Here is a 19,443-nt window from a genome sequence, read left to right on the forward strand (position 1 = left end):
AAATGAATAAAGACGAATCCAGACAAAGACGTGCTCGGCAGACTCGTATTCGCATTGCCGAAGCATTGGCCAATCGCTTAACAGTTATTCGTAGCAATACGCATATTTCTGCACAGGTATACAGCCCATGTGGAACTAAAGTACTTGCTGCTGCTTCAACGATGGAAAAAGAGCTGCGCCAAGAAATTAAGAATGGTGGCAACGCAGCCGCTGCTCAGCAAATCGGCAAATTAATTGCTGAACGTGCTGTTAAGGCGGGTGTTGTAGATGTTGCATTTGATCGTTCTGGTCACCGTTATCACGGCCGTATTAAGGCCTTAGCTGAAGCTGCGCGTGAAGCCGGCCTGAAGTTCTAATAGATTGGTTTAGGAAAAAACATGGCAAAAATGCAAACCAAAATGCAAAACGAAGAGCGTGATGATGGTCTTCGCGAGAAGATGATCGCTGTTAATCGCGTAACTAAAGTGGTTAAAGGTGGTCGTATTCTTGGCTTCGCCGCACTCACTGTAGTTGGCGATGGCGATGGCCGCATCGGCATGGGTAAAGGAAAGTCAAAAGAAGTTCCAGTGGCTGTTCAAAAAGCGATGGATGAAGCACGTCGCAAAATGATCAAGGTTCCATTGCGTAAGGGAACCTTACAGCACTCAGTGATTGGTCAGCATGGTGCTTCACGTGTTTTGATTTCTCCTGCAAAAGACGGTACTGGCGTTATTGCTGGTGGTCCAATGCGCGCGATTTTTGATGTAATGGGCGTAACTAACGTGGTTGCTAAGTCACTCGGCTCAACCAACCCTTACAACATGGTTCGTGCAACGATTGACGGTTTAAGCAAGATGAGCACTCCTGCTGAAATCGCTGCTAAGCGCGGCAAGTCAGTAGAAGACATTCTGAGCTAAGACTCAAAGATTAGGAACTCCAAATGACAACATCAAACTCTAAAGTCAAACTGCAATTAGTACGCAGCTTGATCGGTACACGCGAAAGCCATCGTGCAACCGTTCGTGGTTTAGGCCTCGGACGAATCAATTCAGTTTCTGAGTTGGAAGATACGCCTGCTGTTCGCGGAATGATTAATAAAGTTTCTTACCTGGTTAAAGTTCTCGGCAACTGATCAGCAAGTAAATAGGCAAAGAATATGGAACTCAATACACTCAAACCCGCAGCTGGCTCCAAGAAAAATCGTCGTCGCGTAGGTCGCGGCATCGGCTCTGGTCTTGGTAAGACTGCTGGCCGTGGTCATAAAGGTCAAAAATCGCGTTCAGGCGGTTTCCACAAAGTTGGCTTCGAAGGCGGTCAAATGCCAATGTATCGTCGTTTGCCAAAGCGTGGATTTGTATCCCTGACACGTCGTCATGTTGGTCAAATTACTTTGAACGACTTAGCAAGTATCAATTTGCCTGAGGTAGACCTCTTGGTTCTCAAGCAACATGGTTTTGCTGGTGAGCAGATCAACGCAGTCAAAGTGATTAAGACTGGTGAATTAAAGATTGCCGTGACTCTGAAAGGTATTACAGCAACCGCTGGTGCTAAAGCAGCTATCGAAGCAGCTGGTGGCAAGTTGGTAGAGCAGGCTTAATCGGTATCTAGTTGAATATGGCGATCTCATCTAACAATAGCACTGACACTGCACAATCCGGAGGCAAGTTTGGCGATTTACGTCGTCGCTTGGTATTCCTGATTTTGGCTTTGGTCGTCTATCGTTTGGGTGCCCATATTCCTGTGCCAGGCATTGATCCAGATCAGTTGGGCCAATTGTTTGCTGGTCAAAAAGACGGCATCTTGGGAATGTTTAACTTGTTCTCAGGCGGTGCTCTATCGCGTTTCACCGTTTTTGCTTTGGGCATCATGCCTTACATTTCTGCTTCGATCATCATGCAGTTGATGACAATCGTTGTCCCATCTTTAGAGTCTTTGAAAAAAGAAGGCCAAGCTGGACAAAGAAAAATTACCCAATACACCCGTTATGGCACAGTATTTCTCGCAGTATTTCAGGCAATGGGAATTTCAGTTGCTCTTCAAGCTCAGCCTGGCTTAGTTATCAACCCCGGCATGATGTTTGAATTCAATACTGTTGTGACACTAACAACTGGCACCATCTTTTTGATGTGGTTGGGCGAGCAGATTACTGAACGCGGTTTAGGTAATGGTATTTCGATCATTATTTTTGGCGGTATTGTTTCTGGGCTGCCAAACGCACTTGCTAGCTTGCTCGAATTAGTCCGCACTGGCTCAATGAATATTCTTTCTGCTTTGATGATCGTTGTGATCGTCGCAGCGGTGACCTATTTCGTTGTATTCGTAGAGCGTGGTCAGCGTCGTATTTTAGTGAACTATGCCAAGCGTCAAGTTGGCAACAAGATCTACGGCGGTCAATCTTCTTATTTCCCATTGAAGTTGAATATGGCAGGTGTTATTCCTCCCATTTTTGCTTCATCGATTATTTTGTTCCCTGCGACCATTGCTGGCTGGTTTACTTCAGGCGAGCCAAAGAATGTCTTTAGTCGCATCATTAAAGATTTGGCTGCAACCCTTGCCCCAGGCCAGCCTGTGTACACAATTTTGTATGCTGCTGCGATCATTTTCTTCTGCTTCTTCTACACAGCTTTGGTATTTAATAGTCGCGAGACTGCCGATAACCTGAAGAAGAGTGGCGCATTCGTTCCTGGCATTCGCCCTGGTGATCAGACTGGTCGTTACATCGATAAGATCTTGGTGCGTTTAACCTTGGGTGGCGCAATTTATATGGTTTTGGTTTGCTTGTTGCCTGAATTCTTGGTGCTGAAGTACAACGTGCCGTTCTATTTTGGCGGTACTTCATTGTTGATTATTGTCGTTGTTGCTATGGACTTTATGGCTCAAGTGCAGTCATTCATCATGCAGCAGCAGTATGGATCTTTAATGAAGAAAGCTAACTTTAAGATGGGCGCTTAACTGGATGTCTAAAGACGATGTAATTCAGATGGCGGGTGAGATTGTTGAGAATTTGCCGAACGCGATGTTTCGCGTAAAGCTAGAAAACGGACATGTAGTTTTAGGCCACATTTCCGGAAAGATGCGGATGCATTACATCCGAATTTTGCCGGGAGATAAGGTGACGGTGGAGATGACTCCATACGACCTAACTAGGGCCAGAATTATTTTCCGGGCGAAGTAAAGATTAAGTAGTACCTATTTTTAAGAGGTGAGTTATGAAAGTTTTAGCATCCGTTAAGTGTATTTGCAGAAATTGCAAGATCATTAAGCGCAAGCGTGTTGTGCGTGTGATCTGCTCTTCAGATGCACGTCATAAGCAGCGTCAAGGCTGATCTGGTTAATTAAGAGGAAATCTCATGGCACGTATCGCTGGGGTAAACATCCCAAATCATCAACACACTGTCATCGGTTTGACAGCAATTTTCGGCATCGGTATGACCCGTGCACGCAAGATTTGCCAAACTACTGGCGTGGCTATTGATAAAAAAGTTAAAGATCTCACCGATGGTGACTTGGAAAAGTTGCGTGATGAGGTAGGTAAGTTCATCACCGAAGGTGACCTGCGTCGTGAAGTAACGATGAGCATCAAGCGTTTGATGGACTTGGGCTGCTATCGTGGAGTTCGCCATCGTAAAGGCTTGCCTGTTCGTGGACAACGTACTAAGACAAATGCGCGTACCCGCAAGGGCCCACGTAAGTCTGGTATTGCACTGAAGAAATAATCAAGAAAGTTTATCGAAATGGCTAAACAACAATCCGCATCTGCTGCATCACAGCGTGTACGCAAGAAGGTTAAGAAAAACGTTGCTGATGGTATTGCACACGTTCACGCATCCTTTAATAACACCATTATTACGATCACTGATCGTCAAGGTAATGCGCTTTCATGGGCAACTTCTGGCGGCCAAGGCTTTAAAGGTTCACGTAAATCCACCCCATTTGCTGCTCAGGTAGCGGCTGAAGTGGCCGGTAAAGCTGCAGTCGAGTGTGGCATTAAGAATCTAGAAGTGCAGATCAAGGGTCCAGGCCCGGGTCGTGAATCTGCTGTTCGCGCATTGAATTCACTCGGTATCAAGATTACTGAGATTCAAGACGTAACACCAGTTCCACACAATGGCTGCCGCCCTCCAAAGCGCCGCCGTATTTAATTTGTTTTAGGTAGTTCAGTTTTATTTATTTTTTAATCAAGCCCACCGTTCATCTGAATTAAAAGGTGAACTCACCGCCGGTCGTAAGGCTGCGGCAAAGAAAGGAAAGCATCGTGGCACGTTATTTAGGGCCTAAGGCCAAATTAGCACGTCGGGAAGGTACCGACTTATTTTTAAAGAGCGCACGTCGCGCTTTGTCAGACAAGTGCAAGCTAGACAGCAAGCCTGGTCAACATGGCCGCACCTCTGGTTCAAGAACATCAGACTACGGTAATCAGTTGCGTGAAAAGCAAAAGGTTAAGCGTATTTACGGAGTTTTAGAGCGTCAGTTCCGTCGTTATTTCGCTGAAGCTGAGCGTCGTAAAGGCAATACTGGTGCGACATTGCTTCAGTTATTAGAGTCACGTCTTGATAACGTGGTTTATCGTATGGGCTTTGGCTCAACACGTGCTGAAGCACGTCAATTGGTGTCCCATTGTGCAGTTTTGCTCAATGGTAGCCCAGTCAATATTCCATCTATTCAGGTTAAGCCAGGTGATGTTGTTGCAATTCGTGAAAAAGCGAAAAAGCAGATACGTATTACCGAGTCATTGAATTTGGTTCAGCAAACTACCGCAATCAGCTGGGTGTCAGTTGATGCGGCAAAGCTGGAAGGGACGTTTAAGCAAGTGCCAGACCGTGAAGAAATTAGCGGTGATATTAATGAAAGTTTGATCGTCGAATTGTATTCACGTTAATTAGGCACTCTCAAGGAAAAAATATGCAAACAAATTTGCTCAAGCCAAAAATTATTTCTGTTGAAGCGCTTTCTGCCAACCAAGCAAAGGTTGTTATGGAGCCATTTGAGCGCGGCTACGGCCACACTCTAGGTAATGCATTGCGTCGTGTGTTGTTGTCTTCTATGGTTGGCTATGCTCCAACTGAAGTTGCAATCGCTGGTGTTGTTCATGAGTATTCCACCTTGGACGGTGTTCAAGAAGATGTTGTTAATCTTTTATTGAACCTGAAGGGCATTGTATTCAAATTACAGTCCCGCGATGAAGTTACTATTAACTTACGCAAAGAAGGCCCAGGCGTAGTTACTGCTAAAGATATCGACTTGCCACATGATGTAGAAATCATTAATCCTGATCACGTGATTGCTCACTTATCCGCTGGCGGTAAGTTGGATATGCAGATCAAGGTTGAAAAAGGCCGCGGTTATGTTCCTGGTAATATGCGCCAGTACCATGATGAAGCTACCAAGATTATTGGTCGTATCGTTTTAGATGCTTCTTTCAGCCCGGTAAGCCGTGTGAGCTATGCAGTAGAGTCCGCTCGTGTTGAGCAACGTACTGACTTAGATCGTTTGGTAATGACCATTGAGACAAACGGTGTTTTGTCTCCTGAAGAGGCGATTCGTCAAGCCGCAAGTATTTTGGTTGATCAGTTAGTTGTATTTGCTGCCCTTGAAAGCAGTGAAGTTTCTGGTGATCTCGCACCAAATCGCTCATCCATGGTTGATCCAATGTTGATGCGTCCAGTAGATGACCTCGAACTCACAGTGCGCTCTGCAAACTGCTTGAAAGCCGAGAATATTTACTACATCGGTGATTTGATTCAGCGTACTGAAAATGAATTGTTGAAGACTCCTAACTTAGGTCGTAAATCTTTGAATGAAATCAAAGATGTTTTAGCGGCTCGTGGTTTAAGTCTGGGCATGAAGATCGAAACCTGGCCACCAGCCAGTCTCGAGAAATAATTAGAAAGGAAGTATCATGCGTCACGGAAACGGCTTACGCAAACTCAACAGAACTTCGTCGCACCGCTTAGCGATGCTACGCAATATGTCCAACTCACTTTTGGAGCACGAAGTCATTAAAACGACTCTGCCAAAAGCAAAAGAATTGCGCATGGTCGTTGAGCCTTTAATTACTTTGGGTAAAAAAGATAATTTGGCAAATCGTCGTTTGGCATTTAATCGTACCCGCGATCGCGATATCGTTGCCAAGCTCTTTACTGAACTTGGACCACGTTATGCAACTCGTCCAGGTGGCTACCTTCGTATTCTGAAGTTTGGCTTCCGCGTTGGCGACAATGCACCAATGGCTTTGGTTGAGTTGGTTGATCGTCCAGAAGTCGAAGAGACTGTTGTAGCTGAAGAGGCTTAAGTCCTTCAGGTATATTGAAAAGCCAGGCTCCGGTCTGGCTTTTTTCATTTTGTTATCGGTGCCAAGGCTATGACTTCAAATATTTCACTGCTCGTTGTGACAACAAGCTTTCAAACACTTGAACAAGCGCAGACTATCGCTCGACAGTTAGTCGAGAATCGCCTGGCAGCCTGTGTTCAGATCCAGCAGGGGCTTTATTCAATCTATAGCTGGGATGGCAAAATTTGCGAAGAGAATGAAGTGTTGTTATCGGCTAAAACAACCGCAGCAAATTGGGAGGAGATTCGCACCTTTATCCATAATAATCATCCCTATGACTTACCTGAAATAATGGCATTTACACCAATAGAGTATGAGCAGCAATATGGAAAATGGATTGAAGCTGAGCTTGAGAGTAAATGAGTAAATATTTGAGATCCTTGCTGCGTAGTATTTTTATCTTGGGCTTGTTTTTGAGCCAAGCTAAAGCAGCCCCTGATTTTTTGCCACCTGAGCAAGCTTTTATGGTTGAGGCTTCATGGCCAACAAATAGCAATCAAATCGAGGTTCAGTTTGCACCAGTTAAAGGGTATTACCTTTACAAAGAGTCCCTACGCTTTCAGGCGGGAAGAGATCAGAAAAAACTTTCAGTAGTCACCCCCAATCTACCTGTTGGTATTGAAAAGTTTGATCCTACTTTTAATAAAAAATTACAGATTTATAAGCAAGCTTTTGAAGCCCTTATTCCGGTTGCTAACGCTAAAAACCAGCCTATCTATCTTGAGGTTGAGCTTCAGGGTTGTGCAGAGGCAGGTATTTGCTATCCGCCGATGACGATGCATTTCTTGCTGACTGCGCCTGGAGTCAGAGTAGGGCCTCTATTAGACAATGGCGCTCGTCCGGAAGAGATAAAAAAATCAACCAACTTGATTGATCTATGGAATGACAGAGAAGACGTTCATGCTATTAGTGACTTTTTAGAGCAGACTTCAGTTGGCTATCTCTTCTTGGCATTCTTTCTGCTGGGCTTAACTTTGGCTTTTACGCCGTGCGTATTGCCCATGTTGCCAATTATGTCGAGTGTCATTTTTGGGCGACAAGCAGGAAGGGTGGTGTCTAAATCGCGCGCAAGTGTTCTGGCGCTTGCCTATATATTGGGCATGGCCTTGCTCTATTCCCTGGCGGGTGTTGCTATGGCAGCTCTGGGCGGTAGCGCTCAAAGGGCTCTTCAAAGCCCGCTGGCACTGATTTTATTTGCATGTCTTCTCTTGGGTTTATCGGGAAGCCTATTTGGTTTTTATGAACTGCGACTACCGCATTCTTGGCATCAGTTAATCGATCGAATTGCTGGTAAACAGAAGGGCGGCAGTATTGTGGGTTCGTTCGCCTTGGGCGGAATTTCAACTTTGGTTGCAAGCCCCTGTATCACTGCACCCTTAGCTGGAGTGCTTGGTTTTATCGCGCAGACAGGATCGATGACTCTAGGGGCTGGGCTTTTGTTTGTAATGGCGCTGGGCATGGGATTGCCATTATTTTTCATTGCCATAGAAGCGCGGATTTTGATTCCATCTACTGGCATTTGGATGGTGTGGCTACAGCGTGCCTTAGGTGTTTTGTTGGTATTCACGGCAATTTGGGTTGCAAGCCCCTTATTCCTTGACTCAAGTGCTAAACAAAATGGGCAGGTGACTCGACAGCTTGGCGAGCTTCATTTCAGAATGATTGATTCCGTATCAGAATTAGACCAGCAATTGGCTTTAGCAAAACAAGCTAAGCGCCCCGTGCTGCTGGATTTTTATGCCGACTGGTGTATCAGCTGCAAGGAGATGGAGCTCAATACCTTTAGCAATCCTGAAGTCGGTAAAGAAATGCATAATTTTGTTTTGCTGCAAGCGGATGTGACCAGCAATACACCTGAGAATAAGGAACTGCTAAAACGATTCGGTCTTTTTGGCCCTCCTGCCATCTTGTTTTTTAAGCAAGATGAGAGCGAGCTTAAGCAGAATAGGGTAGTTGGCTACATGTCTCCAGAGTCTTTTAGTAAGACGCTAAGAGAGATATATCAACTGAATACGAATTAAGCCCTAGTTTTTAAATAGCGCGCAGCCTCTAGAGCAAAGTAGGTCAATATACCATCTGCGCCAGCACGCCTAAATGCTAAGAGCGACTCAATCATGACTGCATCGTGATCAAGCCAACCATTTTGTGCGGCAGCTTTGAGCATGGCGTATTCACCGCTCACTTGATAAGCGTAAGTGGGATATTCAAAAACATCTTTTACTCGACGCACAATATCTAAGTAAGGCATACCAGGCTTAACCATCACCATATCAGCGCCCTCATTGATATCGAGAGCGATTTCTCGCAGAGCTTCATCGCTATTACGAGGGTCCATCTGGTATGTTTTTTTATCAGCCTTACCTAAATTTTTTGCTGAGCCAACTGCATCACGAAATGGTCCATAGAAAGCGGAGGCATACTTTGCGGAGTAGGCCATGATCATGGTATGAATCAAACCTTTTTGCTCAAGTGCTTCACGAATTTTGCCAATGCGTCCATCCATCATGTCGGATGGCGCAACAATATCGACCCCCGCCTCAGCTTGTGTGAGCGCTTGCTGCACCAAGATTGCCGTGGTCTCATCATTGAGAATGTAAGCAGCAGAATCTAATACACCGTCTTGGCCATGACTGGTATAGGGATCCAAGGCGACATCAGTCATGATTCCTAAATTAGGAAATTGTTTTTTTAGCTCCCTTACTGCTCTTGGAATCAAACCATTGGGGTTCGTTGCCTCTTTACCATCGGGGGTTTTGAGGGACGCATCAATTACTGGAAAGAGTGCTAATACCGGAATGCCGAGATCAACACACTCTTGCGCAATGGGTAGAAGCAAATCAAGTGATAGTCGATTGACTCCTGGCATTGAAGCGACTGCCTCCGATTGATTTTTACCATCTAGTAAAAAAACCGGGTAGATTAAATTATCCGCACTGAGACTATTTTCTTGCATCAGGCGACGAGACCAATCATCGCGTCTCATACGACGTGGACGATGCGCTGGAAAATGCAGCAAAGGATTAGTTGGTAGTTTCATCTTCATGAGTTTTTGCTTCAAATAGCCATTTAATAATCAGATTATCGGCCTCTTCAAGCCCAATCCGTTTGGTGCTGGAAAATAATTGTGCCGTAAGTTGCTCGGATTCTCCCGTACCCTCGGGAAGTTTTGGGTCGTATTGCTGCAATTGTTTTCTAACGGCCTCTAAAGTATGTTTGCATTCGCTGTTATTGAGCTTGTCGCATTTGCTAAGCAGAATATGAATCGGTTTTCCGGTAGGAACAAACCATTGAATCATCTGCTCATCAAGCTCAGTAATTCCTCGCCGAGCATCCACAATCAGAACCATCCCAACCAATTGCTCTCTTTCCTGGAGGTAGTCGCTCAAAAGCGTATTCCAGTGATATTTGGTTTCATGATTTACGGCAGCAAAGCCATATCCTGGCAGGTCCACCAAATAGGCCAATAGATCATCTTTGGCAAATAAGCCAAAATAATTGATATGCTGGGTTCTACCGGGGGTTTTACTGGCAAAAGCGAGCCGTTTTTGGTTACAAAGAACGTTAATTGCGCTGGATTTACCTGCATTTGACCGACCTGCAAAGGCTACTTCACGCAAGGGCGTGCTGGGTAGGCAATGGGTGTCATTGACTGTGGTCGAGAATCGGGCTTGAAAGAGTTTAGACATGTCGAGAAGCTATTGTAAAATCACGCAAAATCATGAAATATCTCATGGTGTTGGGTAAAAAGTTGTAAATGTAGGGCCCAAACACTTTTAGGAATTTTTGCCAAGGTAAACATAATGCGTCAAAGCTCTCAAATCTCCAAATTAACTGGGTTTTTAGCTATTTCCCTCATTCTAGGCTTGAGCCTTTCGATTGGTGCTAAAGCTGAAGAACCTGCGCCCGCTGCCCAAGCTGCACCAAGCAAACCAGTCGTTGATCCAGCTGCTGGCGAGGCCCTTTATAACGGTGGTGATGCCACTCGTGGCGTAGTGGCCTGTATTACTTGCCATGGCCCAAAAGGTCAAAGTGCTGTTGGGACATGGCCTAAATTAGCTGGTCAGCATGCTGCTTATATTGCTAAACAGCTACATAACTTCAAAGAGGGTACTCGCGCCAACGCGATCATGATGGGCATGGCAATGCCTTTAACTGATCAAGATATGGCTAATATTGGCGCTTACCTCGCTAAGCAGACGCCTTCCCAGGGTGTTGCTCAAAACAAAGACACTATTGAGCTTGGTCAGAGCATCTACCGTGGTGGCATTGCATCCAAGGGTGTCCCAGCCTGTGCTGCTTGTCATAGCCCTAATGGCGCTGGAATTCCAGCTCAATATCCATTGTTATCCGGTCAGTGGTCTGATTACACCAGCGCTCAGTTAGCCGCTTTCCACGATGGAATTCGTTTAAATGGACCGATGATGAACACTATTGCTGGCAAGCTCTCTGAAAAAGAAATGAAAGCAGTTGCAGATTACATCGCTGGCTTACATTAATTTACGGCGACCATAAAAAATAAACCCCGCAGAAGTTGCGGGGTTTTTTATTGTCCAGAAGTTCCTGAATTATTTTGGTGCAACTTGTTCGTTTGCAAAAAGTTCCTGAACTTTTTGACGCTCTCTAACCAGATGCACATTTTTTCCATCCACTAAGATTTCAGCAGGCATAGGACGTGTGTTGTAGTTTGAGGCCATGACAAAGCCATATGCGCCCGCAGAAAGAATCGCTAATACATCGCCTTCCTCAACAGCTAGCGCACGATCTCTACCAAGCCAGTCACCAGATTCACAAACAGGCCCAACAACATCATAGACAACAGCCTTGGCTGACTTTGTCTCAATTGGCACAATGCCATGATGCGCTTCATATAGGGCGGGGCGCAACAACTCGGTCATTGCTGCATCGACAATGCAGAAGTTTTTTTCTGTTCCAGGCTTGAGGTACTCCACTTGCGTGAGCAGAACTCCGGCGTTGCCTACCAGGGATCGCCCAGGCTCTAGGATGATGTCGAGGTGGCCAAAGCCCCGCTGGGCAACACGGTTCAATAAGGCATCGGTGAACTCAGTAATATCCGGTGGCGTTTCTGAGCTGTAAGCAATTCCGAGGCCACCACCTAAATCCAGATGATGAATGATGATGCCTTCTTTTTTGAGTTGCTCAACTAGATCTAGCACTTTATCGAGTGCATCTAAGTATGGGGCGGTCGTCGTAATTTGGGAGCCGATATGGCAATCAATTCCGACAATATCAATTTGGGAAAGCTGAACTGCCTCACGATAGGTTTTTAAAACTTCGTAATAGGCAATACCAAATTTATTTCCCTTAAGTCCTGTGGAGATATAAGGATGGGTTTGTGCATCGACATCTGGATTGACGCGTAAGGAAATCGGGGCGCGGCAATGAAGTTCTTTTGCAACACGATTAATTTTGTGGAGTTCTGCGATTGATTCCACGTTAATGCACTTCACGCCGGCTTTAAGGGCCTGAGCAATTTCTGCGGCAGATTTGCCGACGCCTGCAAATACTAGACTTGTAGGTTCCGCACCAATCGCAAGAGCTCGAGCCAGTTCACCCCCGCTGACTAAATCAAAACCAGCGCCGAGATTTTTAAAGCAATCAATTACTGCTAAGTTGCTGTTGGCTTTCATGGCGTAATGAATCCGAGCGCGCCGCTCGCCCTTTGCATCAATACAGGCGCGGTCATAGGCTTGATAGGCTTCAGTCAGTGCTTTTTTGCTGTAGACATAGAGTGGGGTACCGAACTCTTTTGCCAGATCTGCCAATGGAATTTCCTCGGCATACCAAGCGCCATTTCGCTCTGTAAATCCATTCAAGTGGGGCAGGGGAATTGCTTTAGTCATTGTGGCGCTGAAGGTGGAATGGGATTGCTAGGCGCTGGGGGAGGGTAAAGCACTCCTTGAGGCTCAGGCGCACTCGGCGGTATTGGTGCTGGTGGCACATTTGGCAAATAAAGTGGTCCCCTAACCCCGCATCCCACTAGGGACATTAGGAGGGTAATCAGTAAGGTTCTGATAAGAATCGCTATCATGAATATCTCTAAAACGAATGATTGAATATAGCATGCAGGACTCCACGATGACGCCAAATCAGCCTAATGTAGAAAAGATTGATGACAAACAGTTTCACCTGCTCGGAGGACAAGTTTTGCAATCGATCGAACTTGCTTTGGAAGCTGCCGATGAAGAACTCGATCTAGATTTAGATATTGAGCGCCAAGGTGGCAATGTCATCAATATCCGCTTTCGGGATCGCAGCGTCATTGTTGTTAATACTCAACCCCCGTTGCATGAAATTTGGGTTGCTGCAAAGTCGGGTGGTTATCACTATCGCTGGTCAGGAACACTTAGTAAGCCCTTATGGCTTGACACTAAAACAGGTCGAGAGCTGATGGGTGATTTATCTGAATTTGCTAGTACTCAGGCTGGCATTCCGGTGAAGATTACTTTACAAGCCTAGATTAGGCAGCACCAGTCGCAAGCAAAGTTTCAAGGACTGCCTCATGAGGGGCAGTCGAGATATATGCTTTACCAATTTGCTCTAGCAGTACGTAACGAATTTGTCCACCTTCTGCTTTTTTATCTACCTGCATTAACTCGATATAGCGCTCAGCGCCAAACTTTGGAGCTGCGATTGGAAGATGCATTGCATGAATAATGCGGGTCAAGCGATCGACATCAGCTTGGGTAATTTTTTGTAGAAGGCAGGAAAGTTTGGCGCCCATCACCATGCCACAGGCAACGGCTTCACCATGTAGCCATTCTCCATAGCCCATGCCGGCTTCAATTGCATGACCAAAGGTGTGGCCAAAATTGAGCGTAGCGCGAACCCCACCTTCTCTCTCATCCGCAGACACGACGGCTGATTTAATTTCACAGGAGCGCAAGACGGCATGCGACATTGCTTCGATATCACAGGCTAGTAGCGCGTTTGTATTGGCTTCAATCCAGTCTAAGAAGCTAGCATCGGCAATAGCCCCATGCTTGATCACTTCAGCGAGGCCTGCTGAGAGTTCACGAGGGGGTAAAGTTTTTAAAGTATTTAGATCAGCGACTACCGCCACAGGCTGATGAAAGGCGCCAATCATATTTTTACCCAGCGGATGATTAATACCAGTTTTTCCGCCAACCGAAGAATCTACTTGAGACAGCAGCGTAGTCGGTACTTGAATAAAGCGGATGCCTCGCATAAAACTCGCTGCAGCAAATCCAGTCATATCGCCAATGACTCCGCCACCCAGTGCAACAAGAACAGTCTGTCGATCTGCGCCATGCTTGAGAAGTTCATCAAAGATGGTTTGAAGATTTTTCCAGTCCTTAAAAGACTCTCCATCAGGGAGCGCAATCGTTCTGACTGACTTTCCAAAAGTGGCTAGTGTTTTGCTAAGGCGCTCTGCATAGAGCGGCGCCACAGTGGTATTGGTAACAATATAAATAGAGCTGGCTTTTGAGCAAGCTTCAAATAATTCTGGGCGATCAATTAAATCAGAGCCAATATAAATCGGATAGGTTCTTTGACCGAGATCAACTTTTAGTGTTTTCATTAGGAGAGTTCAAGTTGCATCATTAAAGTATGAACCAATTGATTCACGCTAGGTTTGCCAGTTTCAATAATATGGTTGGCGATTTCGCGATAGAGCGGATCCCGAAAGGTGTAGAGCTCTTCCAGAATCTTTCGAGGGTCACCATTTTTCAACAAAGGGCGGGCATCACTCCCTTTGGTGCGATGCCAGAGTTCAACGGGGTTTGCATGTAAGTAGACCACCGTACCCCGTTCGCGTAAAAGTTGACGATTCTCAGGGAGCAGAACTGCGCCACCACCAGTCGCCAAAACAATCCCGGTGCCCAAGCTTGCATGATCCAGTGCTTGTGCTTCACGTTTGCGAAATCCAGCTTCACCTTCCATTTCAAAAATGAGGGGAATCTTGACGCCACAACGTTCTTCAATAACATGGTCGACGTCGATAAATTGCCGACCTAATTTTTTAGCTAACAGTTTTCCGACGGTTGACTTACCGGCACCCATAAGACCAATCAGAAAGATGTTATTGCTTGAAGAGTTCACCCTCTGATTTTATTAGGGTTTATCTAGGACGGTAGGAGTTAGAAAGACCAAGAGCTCAGTTTTGTCTTGCAGTTTCGACTTATGGCGAAATAAATGACCAAGTAAGGGGATATCCCCCAATACAGGAATTTTGACCTCATCCTCACGCTCAGTAGTTTGAAAGATGCCACCAATAATGGCTGTACCGCCATTTTCAACCGTAACCTCAGAACTGAGGTTTTTGGTGTCGATCGCGTAACCCTGCTCGGTTTTCATGCCTAAGGTGTCTTTATTGATTCCTACGAGCATAGAAATCTTTCCGTCGGGATGAATCTTAGGCATCACCTCCAAACGGAGATTCGCCTTTCTAAATTGCAACTTGCTCCCACTTTGACTGCTCACTTGATAGGGTAATTCAGTACCCTGCTCAATGGTTGCTTTCACCTGATCGCCAGTCATGATTCGCGGATTGGAGAGAATTTTCCCCTGCCCATCTGACTCTAATGCGGAGAGTTCCAGCTGCAATAGCCGGCTAGCATCAGGAGAAATTAGGGTTGCAGCAAGCGAGGCCGGGTGAAAGCCATTCAAACCTGCACCAGATAAATCGATATTTCCCGAAAAGGTTTTTGTATCCTGAGGTGAGGTATTTTTCGCCTGGTAGGCTAGCTTCATGCCCAGTTCTCTGGCAAATCGCTGGTCTGCCTCTACGATACGAGCCTCTATCAATATTTGTCTTGGACTATTCACATGATCACCTCCAAAAGGAAGGGCAGCATCTTCTCGGCGATATTTCTGAAATGCCTGAATTTCAGAATGAGGCCCAATCCAGTAAATATCGCCATGCCGCAAAAGCCGTAGACCCCTGCTAGCGAGTATTGAATGCAGGGCAGTGTGCCAAGGGGTATTTTTCAGGTCAATCGAAATATCCCCCTGAATCGATTCACTCAGTAAAAAGTTGGTGTTCCCGATGCGCGCCAAGGTCTGTAATAAATCCCGCAGCTCGATCTGAGGAAAATCCAAACTAATCAAGGTTTGAGAAAAACTCTCTTGATAGGTATTCCCCCAGATGGGCTTATTCCAAAGCCATAGAAAACTAAGGCAAATCAGCCCCTTCATAAGCACCTTTTTCATCGACTGGTTTTAGCTTTCAGGGTGATTACTTTGCCTTCAGAGCTCATTAGCAAGGCCTCATCTTTTTTAATATCCTGGAGGCGCCAAGATCCCAAAATGAAATCACCCTTGTTGATGAAAAGATTGGTTTTGCCATTATTGAAAAGGGCTTGGTGAGTGCCGCCGATTTCAGCGCTGCCCAGAAAGCGCCAGGATTGAAGCAGCAGTTCATCTGAGGCGATTTTTGCCTTAGGTAGAGCTGAGGCTGAGCCCTTTGATTTATTTAATGAGTGAACACTCACTTCTATTTCATCTATTGCTAAATAGAGATCATCAATTTCATTTTCCTGATCCTTCCGGATGCCTTCAATCTCTACAGCCAAGTTTTTCAAGTCCTTCTCAAGCTTTAAAAGGACTGGATTTTCTTCTGGGCTTGATATTGGGCTCAGCCACCAATAGGTCAGAAATGCGCCTGAAACGCAAAGCAAAAGACCTCCTAATAAAAGCAGAACGACGCCTAAATGGGGTGGGAGCCTATCTTGAAAAAATGGTTTTTTGGGGTGCGGAAATGCTGAGGGGCGGCTAACCTGAGGGTCAATGTGAGGGGCATGGGGTTTGCGAATGGCTTGAGGATCTGGGATGGCTGGATCATCTCCAAGCTCGCTCAAAATGTCATCAAAGGACTGAGAAGAAATATGGCGGGTAGGCATGCCATATTCTTGGGCGGGTAGCCAGAAAAAACCATCAGCCTAAGCTGAGATAGACGTCAGAAAACATGGTTAGCTTAGATGGCCGCGCCTATAATTTGTTCTTATGGCTCCCCCCCCAAAAGACCGGCCACCGCAGAATCAGCGGTCCAATCCTCAGCCCAATCGGCGTCCACGTGATTTTCGAGCAAATCCCCCTGCATTTGCTAAATCAGGCAGCCCCTTAATTAAGGCTTTATTCGTGATGGGGATGGCAGTCGGGCTGATGTTCGTGCTGTTACTGGGGTATGCTTTTTTGATTGCCAAGCCAAATTTGCCCAAGATTTCTGCCCTAGTAGATTACAACCCCAAAACCCCACTGCGGGTATATACCGCTGACAAGGTTCTCATTGGTGAGTTTGGAGAGGAGCGTCGTAAGGTGATCCCCTTGGCTGATATGCCTATGGTGATGCGGAATGCTGTCATCGCCACCGAAGACGACCGCTTCTACTCACATGGCGGCGTGGACTATATCGGCGTTTTGCGGGCAGGGGTGGCAAATATGCGCGGCCATCTTGCGCAGGGCGCCTCCACGATTACGATGCAAGTAGCTCGAAACTTCTTTCTGAGTAATGAAAAAACCTTTAGTAGAAAAATTTATGAAATTTTGCTCGCATGGGAAATTGAGTCACAGCTAAGCAAAGACAAGATTCTGGAGATTTATATGAACCAGATCTTTTTGGGCCAACGCGCATTTGGTTTTTCCAGTGCTGCGCAAATCTATTTTGGAAAAGACTTGAAGGACATCAGCACTGCAGAGGCAGCAATGTTGGCAGGTCTACCTAAGGCTCCGTCAGCATACAATCCGGTGACCAATTTCCGTCGAGCCAAAATGCGTCAGACCTATATTTTGGGACGTATGCGAGATTTGGGTTACATCACTCCCGAGGAGTATCAAAAGGCAATTGGTGAAGAGCTGCATATTCGTGGACTGGGTAATGAATTTAGTACGCGGGCAGATTTTCCAGCAGAGATGGTCCGTCAATTACTGTATGCCCAATATGGCGAGGCCATTTATTCGCAGGGTATCGATGTCTACACCACCTTAATTAAGGCAGATCAGGATGCTGCATATAAAGCAGTGCGCCGTGGAATCTTTGAATACGATTTGCGTCATGCATATCGCGGGCCAGAGGGATTTGTTGACTTGCCAGATGATCCTGCAAAACGCCAGCGCACAATTGATGATGCTCTATTAGCTTATCCACAGTTAGATGATTTGCAATCCGGGATAGTCTTAGATGCAAAACCCAAGGAGATGCAAGTCATCATCTCAACGGGTGATGTCATTACTTTGAAGGGCGACGCATTGAGATTGGCAAGCGCCTCCTTGACTGACAATGCGCAGCCTAAGAAGAAGCTTCGTCCTGGATCTGTAGTGCGCTTATTACAAGCAGATGATGGTGTATGGAAACTGGCGCAGCTACCTCAAGTAGAGGCAGCATTTGTTTCTATGAATGCTCAGACTGGCGCAATTTTATCTTTGGTTGGCGGCTTTGATTTTAGGCGCAACCAGTTTAATCACGTGACACAAGCATGGCGCCAACCAGGCTCATCATTTAAACCATTCATTTATGCCGCTGCTCTGGAAAAAGGCTTCTCACCTAGCACCATGGTGAACGATGCACCTTTGTCGATTGGTAGCCTAGAGACCGGCAGTCAATCTTGGGAGCCTAAAAACTATGATGGTAAATATGACGGTATGATGCGCTTACGCAATGCTTTAGCAAAGTCAAAGAATTTAGTATCGGTCAGAATCGTACGTGCTATTGGACCTTCGTATGCACAAGAATATATAAAGCGCTTTGGCTTTGATCCCGAGAAGCACCCACCGTATCTCACGATGGCATTAGGCGCGGGCTCAGTAACGCCATTGCAATTGGCGTCTGCTTACAGCGTATTTGCAAATGGCGGCTATCAAGTAGAGCCCTACTTGATTGATAGGATGATTGATACAAAAGGTAATGTGTTATTCGAAGCAAAGCCAACACGTGCCGGTGAAGATGCAACCCGAGTGCTCGATAAGCGCACAGCTTTTGTGATGGACAGTATGTTGCAAGAAGTCACCAAAACCGGAACAGCTGCTAGCGCACGCGCTAAGCTTGGCCGTAACGATATTGCAGGAAAAACGGGTACTACCAATGAATCTCATGATGCTTGGTTTGCAGGGTACAACCCAAAGATTGTTGCGATTGCTTGGATTGGTTTTGATAAGCCAGAAAGTTTGGGCGATAAAGAAACAGGCGGCGGACTTGCATTGCCAATGTGGATCTCCTATATGGGGGTTGCCTTAAAAGGAGTTCCGCAAGAATCTCGCGAGGCGCCTGATGGCGTTACTCAGTTCGATGGAGATTGGTTTATCCCTGAGTTTTCGCCTAATGGCGGTGTGCGCGAACTTCAATAATATTTGAGCAGATGGCGCGACAAGCACGCATGGTGATTCCTGGACAGGCGATGCATGTCATGGTCAGGGGCAATAATCGCGAAACACTTTTCTTTACGGCGGAAGATCGGCGAATCTATTTAGACTGGTTAAAAGAAGCCGCAAAACAATTTTCTTGTTTAGTGCATGCTTTTGTCTTGATGCCTAATCATGTGCATCTATTACTGACTCCTATGAAAGCAGATTCATTAGCCAAGACCATGCAGTCGCTAGGTCGGCGCTATGCGCAGTATTTCAACCAACAGCATCATCGCTCGGGCACGATTTGGGAAGGACGTTTTCGTTCGTCACTGATTGATCCGAGCTATTTCTTACGTTGTCAGCGCTATATCGAATTGAATCCAGTGCGCGTGGGCTTTGAATCTAGCCCCCAAGAGTCGACTTGGAGTAGTTACGGATCGCATGTCGGTCAAAAAGTAGAGCCTTGGCTAGTTGACCATGAATCTTTTTGGAAGCTAGGCAATACCCCTTTTGAGCGTCAAATGACTTGGGCCGGGTTTATTAAGGAGGGCGCGCCACATTGGGAGGATCGACAAATTACCGAGACCCTATTGCGCTCCAAGCCCTGGTTGAGCGACACCTTGGCTCTAAAGTTACTTAAGGACCGTCCAGATCAGATGGCAATTCGGCATCGGGGGCGCCCTAAAAAAGACAAAACGGTGGTTGAAGCTACTAAAAGGGCTTCCTGGTACATTATCGACTCTGTCCCTGATTAAATTAGCATTAACAGCTGCCCTCTTATTTAAATGGGACAGAGTCATTTAATTTCTATT

General features: G+C 46.0%; 26 protein-coding genes. 18 read left to right on the forward strand and 8 right to left on the reverse strand.

Annotated features, from left to right (window positions below; all coding sequences use genetic code 11):
- The first annotated feature begins 2 nt into the window (after positions 1 to 2).
- The 14 genes from rplR (at position 3) to dsbD (ending at position 8,331) form a co-directional block, all read left to right on the forward strand.
- A complete protein-coding gene (gene rplR / locus AOC06_RS00380; protein WP_215380342.1) occupies positions 3 to 356 on the forward strand; it encodes a 50S ribosomal protein L18 in 354 nt (117 codons plus the stop codon).
- 21 nt (positions 357 to 377) lie between these two features.
- Positions 378 to 896 (forward strand): 30S ribosomal protein S5, encoded by a 519-nt coding sequence (gene rpsE / locus AOC06_RS00385; protein WP_112202615.1) that lies wholly within the window; start codon positions 378 to 380, stop codon positions 894 to 896.
- A 23-nt stretch (positions 897 to 919) separates the two neighbouring features.
- Positions 920 to 1,111: a 50S ribosomal protein L30 gene (gene rpmD / locus AOC06_RS00390; RefSeq protein ID WP_215336698.1), complete on the forward strand. Its 192-nt coding sequence runs from the start codon at positions 920 to 922 to the stop codon at positions 1,109 to 1,111.
- 24 nt (positions 1,112 to 1,135) lie between these two features.
- Positions 1,136 to 1,576, forward strand: a complete 441-nt coding sequence (rplO, locus tag AOC06_RS00395) for a 50S ribosomal protein L15 (protein ID WP_215336700.1) — start codon at positions 1,136 to 1,138, stop codon at positions 1,574 to 1,576.
- Positions 1,577 to 1,593: 17 nt separating this feature from the next.
- Positions 1,594 to 2,931 carry a preprotein translocase subunit SecY gene (gene secY / locus AOC06_RS00400; RefSeq protein WP_215380344.1) on the forward strand — a complete coding sequence of 446 codons (1,338 nt, stop codon included), beginning with the start codon at positions 1,594 to 1,596 and terminating at the stop codon, positions 2,929 to 2,931.
- A 4-nt stretch (positions 2,932 to 2,935) separates the two neighbouring features.
- Positions 2,936 to 3,154: a translation initiation factor IF-1 gene (gene infA, locus AOC06_RS00405; protein WP_112202623.1), complete on the forward strand. Its 219-nt coding sequence runs from the start codon at positions 2,936 to 2,938 to the stop codon at positions 3,152 to 3,154.
- 34 nt (positions 3,155 to 3,188) lie between these two features.
- The gene (rpmJ, locus tag AOC06_RS00410; protein ID WP_012357167.1) at positions 3,189 to 3,305 is read left to right on the forward strand and encodes a 50S ribosomal protein L36; all 117 of its coding nucleotides are present in this window, start codon (positions 3,189 to 3,191) and stop codon (positions 3,303 to 3,305) included.
- A gap of 24 nt (positions 3,306 to 3,329) precedes the next feature.
- Positions 3,330 to 3,695: a 30S ribosomal protein S13 gene (rpsM, locus tag AOC06_RS00415; protein WP_215336703.1), complete on the forward strand. Its 366-nt coding sequence runs from the start codon at positions 3,330 to 3,332 to the stop codon at positions 3,693 to 3,695.
- 18 nt (positions 3,696 to 3,713) lie between these two features.
- Positions 3,714 to 4,121 (forward strand): 30S ribosomal protein S11, encoded by a 408-nt coding sequence (gene rpsK, locus AOC06_RS00420; RefSeq protein WP_215336705.1) that lies wholly within the window; start codon positions 3,714 to 3,716, stop codon positions 4,119 to 4,121.
- 113 nt (positions 4,122 to 4,234) lie between these two features.
- A complete protein-coding gene (gene rpsD, locus AOC06_RS00425) occupies positions 4,235 to 4,858 on the forward strand; it encodes a 30S ribosomal protein S4 (protein ID WP_215380346.1) in 624 nt (207 codons plus the stop codon).
- A 23-nt stretch (positions 4,859 to 4,881) separates the two neighbouring features.
- Positions 4,882 to 5,862: a DNA-directed RNA polymerase subunit alpha gene (locus tag AOC06_RS00430; protein ID WP_215380348.1), complete on the forward strand. Its 981-nt coding sequence runs from the start codon at positions 4,882 to 4,884 to the stop codon at positions 5,860 to 5,862.
- A gap of 16 nt (positions 5,863 to 5,878) precedes the next feature.
- Entirely contained in the window at positions 5,879 to 6,271 is a 393-nt protein-coding gene (gene rplQ / locus AOC06_RS00435) for a 50S ribosomal protein L17 (protein WP_215336709.1), read from the forward strand.
- A 69-nt stretch (positions 6,272 to 6,340) separates the two neighbouring features.
- Positions 6,341 to 6,673, forward strand: a complete 333-nt coding sequence (gene cutA / locus AOC06_RS00440; RefSeq protein ID WP_215380349.1) for a divalent-cation tolerance protein CutA — start codon at positions 6,341 to 6,343, stop codon at positions 6,671 to 6,673.
- Entirely contained in the window at positions 6,670 to 8,331 is a 1,662-nt protein-coding gene (dsbD, locus tag AOC06_RS00445; RefSeq protein WP_215380351.1) for a protein-disulfide reductase DsbD, read from the forward strand. The genes cutA and dsbD overlap by 4 nt, the downstream gene beginning before the upstream one ends.
- Here dsbD and hemB read toward each other — a convergent pair.
- The gene (gene hemB / locus AOC06_RS00450; protein WP_255879965.1) at positions 8,328 to 9,353 is read right to left on the reverse strand and encodes a porphobilinogen synthase; all 1,026 of its coding nucleotides are present in this window, start codon (positions 9,351 to 9,353) and stop codon (positions 8,328 to 8,330) included. The genes dsbD and hemB overlap by 4 nt on opposite strands.
- Complete coding sequence (gene yihA, locus AOC06_RS00455) at positions 9,331 to 9,996, reverse strand: ribosome biogenesis GTP-binding protein YihA/YsxC (RefSeq protein ID WP_215380352.1); 666 nt, start codon at positions 9,994 to 9,996, stop codon at positions 9,331 to 9,333. The genes hemB and yihA overlap by 23 nt, the downstream gene beginning before the upstream one ends.
- A gap of 114 nt (positions 9,997 to 10,110) precedes the next feature.
- Between yihA and AOC06_RS00460 the strand changes: the two genes are divergently transcribed.
- Positions 10,111 to 10,806 (forward strand): c-type cytochrome, encoded by a 696-nt coding sequence (locus AOC06_RS00460; RefSeq protein ID WP_215380353.1) that lies wholly within the window; start codon positions 10,111 to 10,113, stop codon positions 10,804 to 10,806.
- 69 nt (positions 10,807 to 10,875) lie between these two features.
- Here AOC06_RS00460 and lysA read toward each other — a convergent pair whose 3' ends face one another.
- Positions 10,876 to 12,171, reverse strand: coding sequence for a diaminopimelate decarboxylase (gene lysA / locus AOC06_RS00465; RefSeq protein ID WP_215380356.1), 1,296 nt, complete (start codon positions 12,169 to 12,171; stop codon positions 10,876 to 10,878).
- A complete protein-coding gene (gene lptM / locus AOC06_RS08840; protein ID WP_369411325.1) occupies positions 12,168 to 12,359 on the reverse strand; it encodes an LPS translocon maturation chaperone LptM in 192 nt (63 codons plus the stop codon). The genes lysA and lptM overlap by 4 nt, the downstream gene beginning before the upstream one ends.
- Positions 12,360 to 12,376: 17 nt before the next feature.
- On the opposite strand from lptM, the gene cyaY reads away from it, so the two are divergent.
- Entirely contained in the window at positions 12,377 to 12,787 is a 411-nt protein-coding gene (gene cyaY / locus AOC06_RS00470) for an iron donor protein CyaY (RefSeq protein WP_255879967.1), read from the forward strand.
- A 1-nt stretch (position 12,788) separates the two neighbouring features.
- On the opposite strand, the gene aroB is transcribed toward cyaY, so the two are convergent.
- From aroB to AOC06_RS00490, 4 genes are read right to left on the reverse strand one after another with little or no spacing between them, the layout of a single operon-like run.
- The gene (gene aroB / locus AOC06_RS00475) at positions 12,789 to 13,871 is read right to left on the reverse strand and encodes a 3-dehydroquinate synthase (protein WP_215380358.1); all 1,083 of its coding nucleotides are present in this window, start codon (positions 13,869 to 13,871) and stop codon (positions 12,789 to 12,791) included.
- Positions 13,871 to 14,392, reverse strand: coding sequence for a shikimate kinase (locus tag AOC06_RS00480; RefSeq protein WP_215380360.1), 522 nt, complete (start codon positions 14,390 to 14,392; stop codon positions 13,871 to 13,873). The genes aroB and AOC06_RS00480 overlap by 1 nt, the downstream gene beginning before the upstream one ends.
- Before the next feature lie 12 nt (positions 14,393 to 14,404).
- Positions 14,405 to 15,502, reverse strand: coding sequence for a secretin GspD/PilQ domain-containing protein (locus tag AOC06_RS00485; RefSeq protein WP_255879969.1), 1,098 nt, complete (start codon positions 15,500 to 15,502; stop codon positions 14,405 to 14,407).
- Positions 15,499 to 16,191 carry a hypothetical protein gene (locus AOC06_RS00490; protein WP_215380362.1) on the reverse strand — a complete coding sequence of 231 codons (693 nt, stop codon included), beginning with the start codon at positions 16,189 to 16,191 and terminating at the stop codon, positions 15,499 to 15,501. Before AOC06_RS00490 ends, AOC06_RS00485 begins: the two co-directional genes overlap by 4 nt.
- Before the next feature lie 103 nt (positions 16,192 to 16,294).
- Between AOC06_RS00490 and AOC06_RS00495 the strand changes: the two genes are divergently transcribed.
- Both AOC06_RS00495 and AOC06_RS00500 read left to right on the forward strand, forming a co-directional pair.
- Positions 16,295 to 18,631 (forward strand): penicillin-binding protein 1A, encoded by a 2,337-nt coding sequence (locus AOC06_RS00495; protein ID WP_215380364.1) that lies wholly within the window; start codon positions 16,295 to 16,297, stop codon positions 18,629 to 18,631.
- A gap of 11 nt (positions 18,632 to 18,642) precedes the next feature.
- Entirely contained in the window at positions 18,643 to 19,386 is a 744-nt protein-coding gene (locus AOC06_RS00500; RefSeq protein ID WP_255879971.1) for a transposase, read from the forward strand.
- The last annotated feature ends 57 nt before the right edge of the window (positions 19,387 to 19,443 follow it).

This window comes from Polynucleobacter paludilacus, assembly GCF_018687595.1.
In the GTDB taxonomy this organism is placed as follows: domain Bacteria; phylum Pseudomonadota; class Gammaproteobacteria; order Burkholderiales; family Burkholderiaceae; genus Polynucleobacter; species Polynucleobacter paludilacus.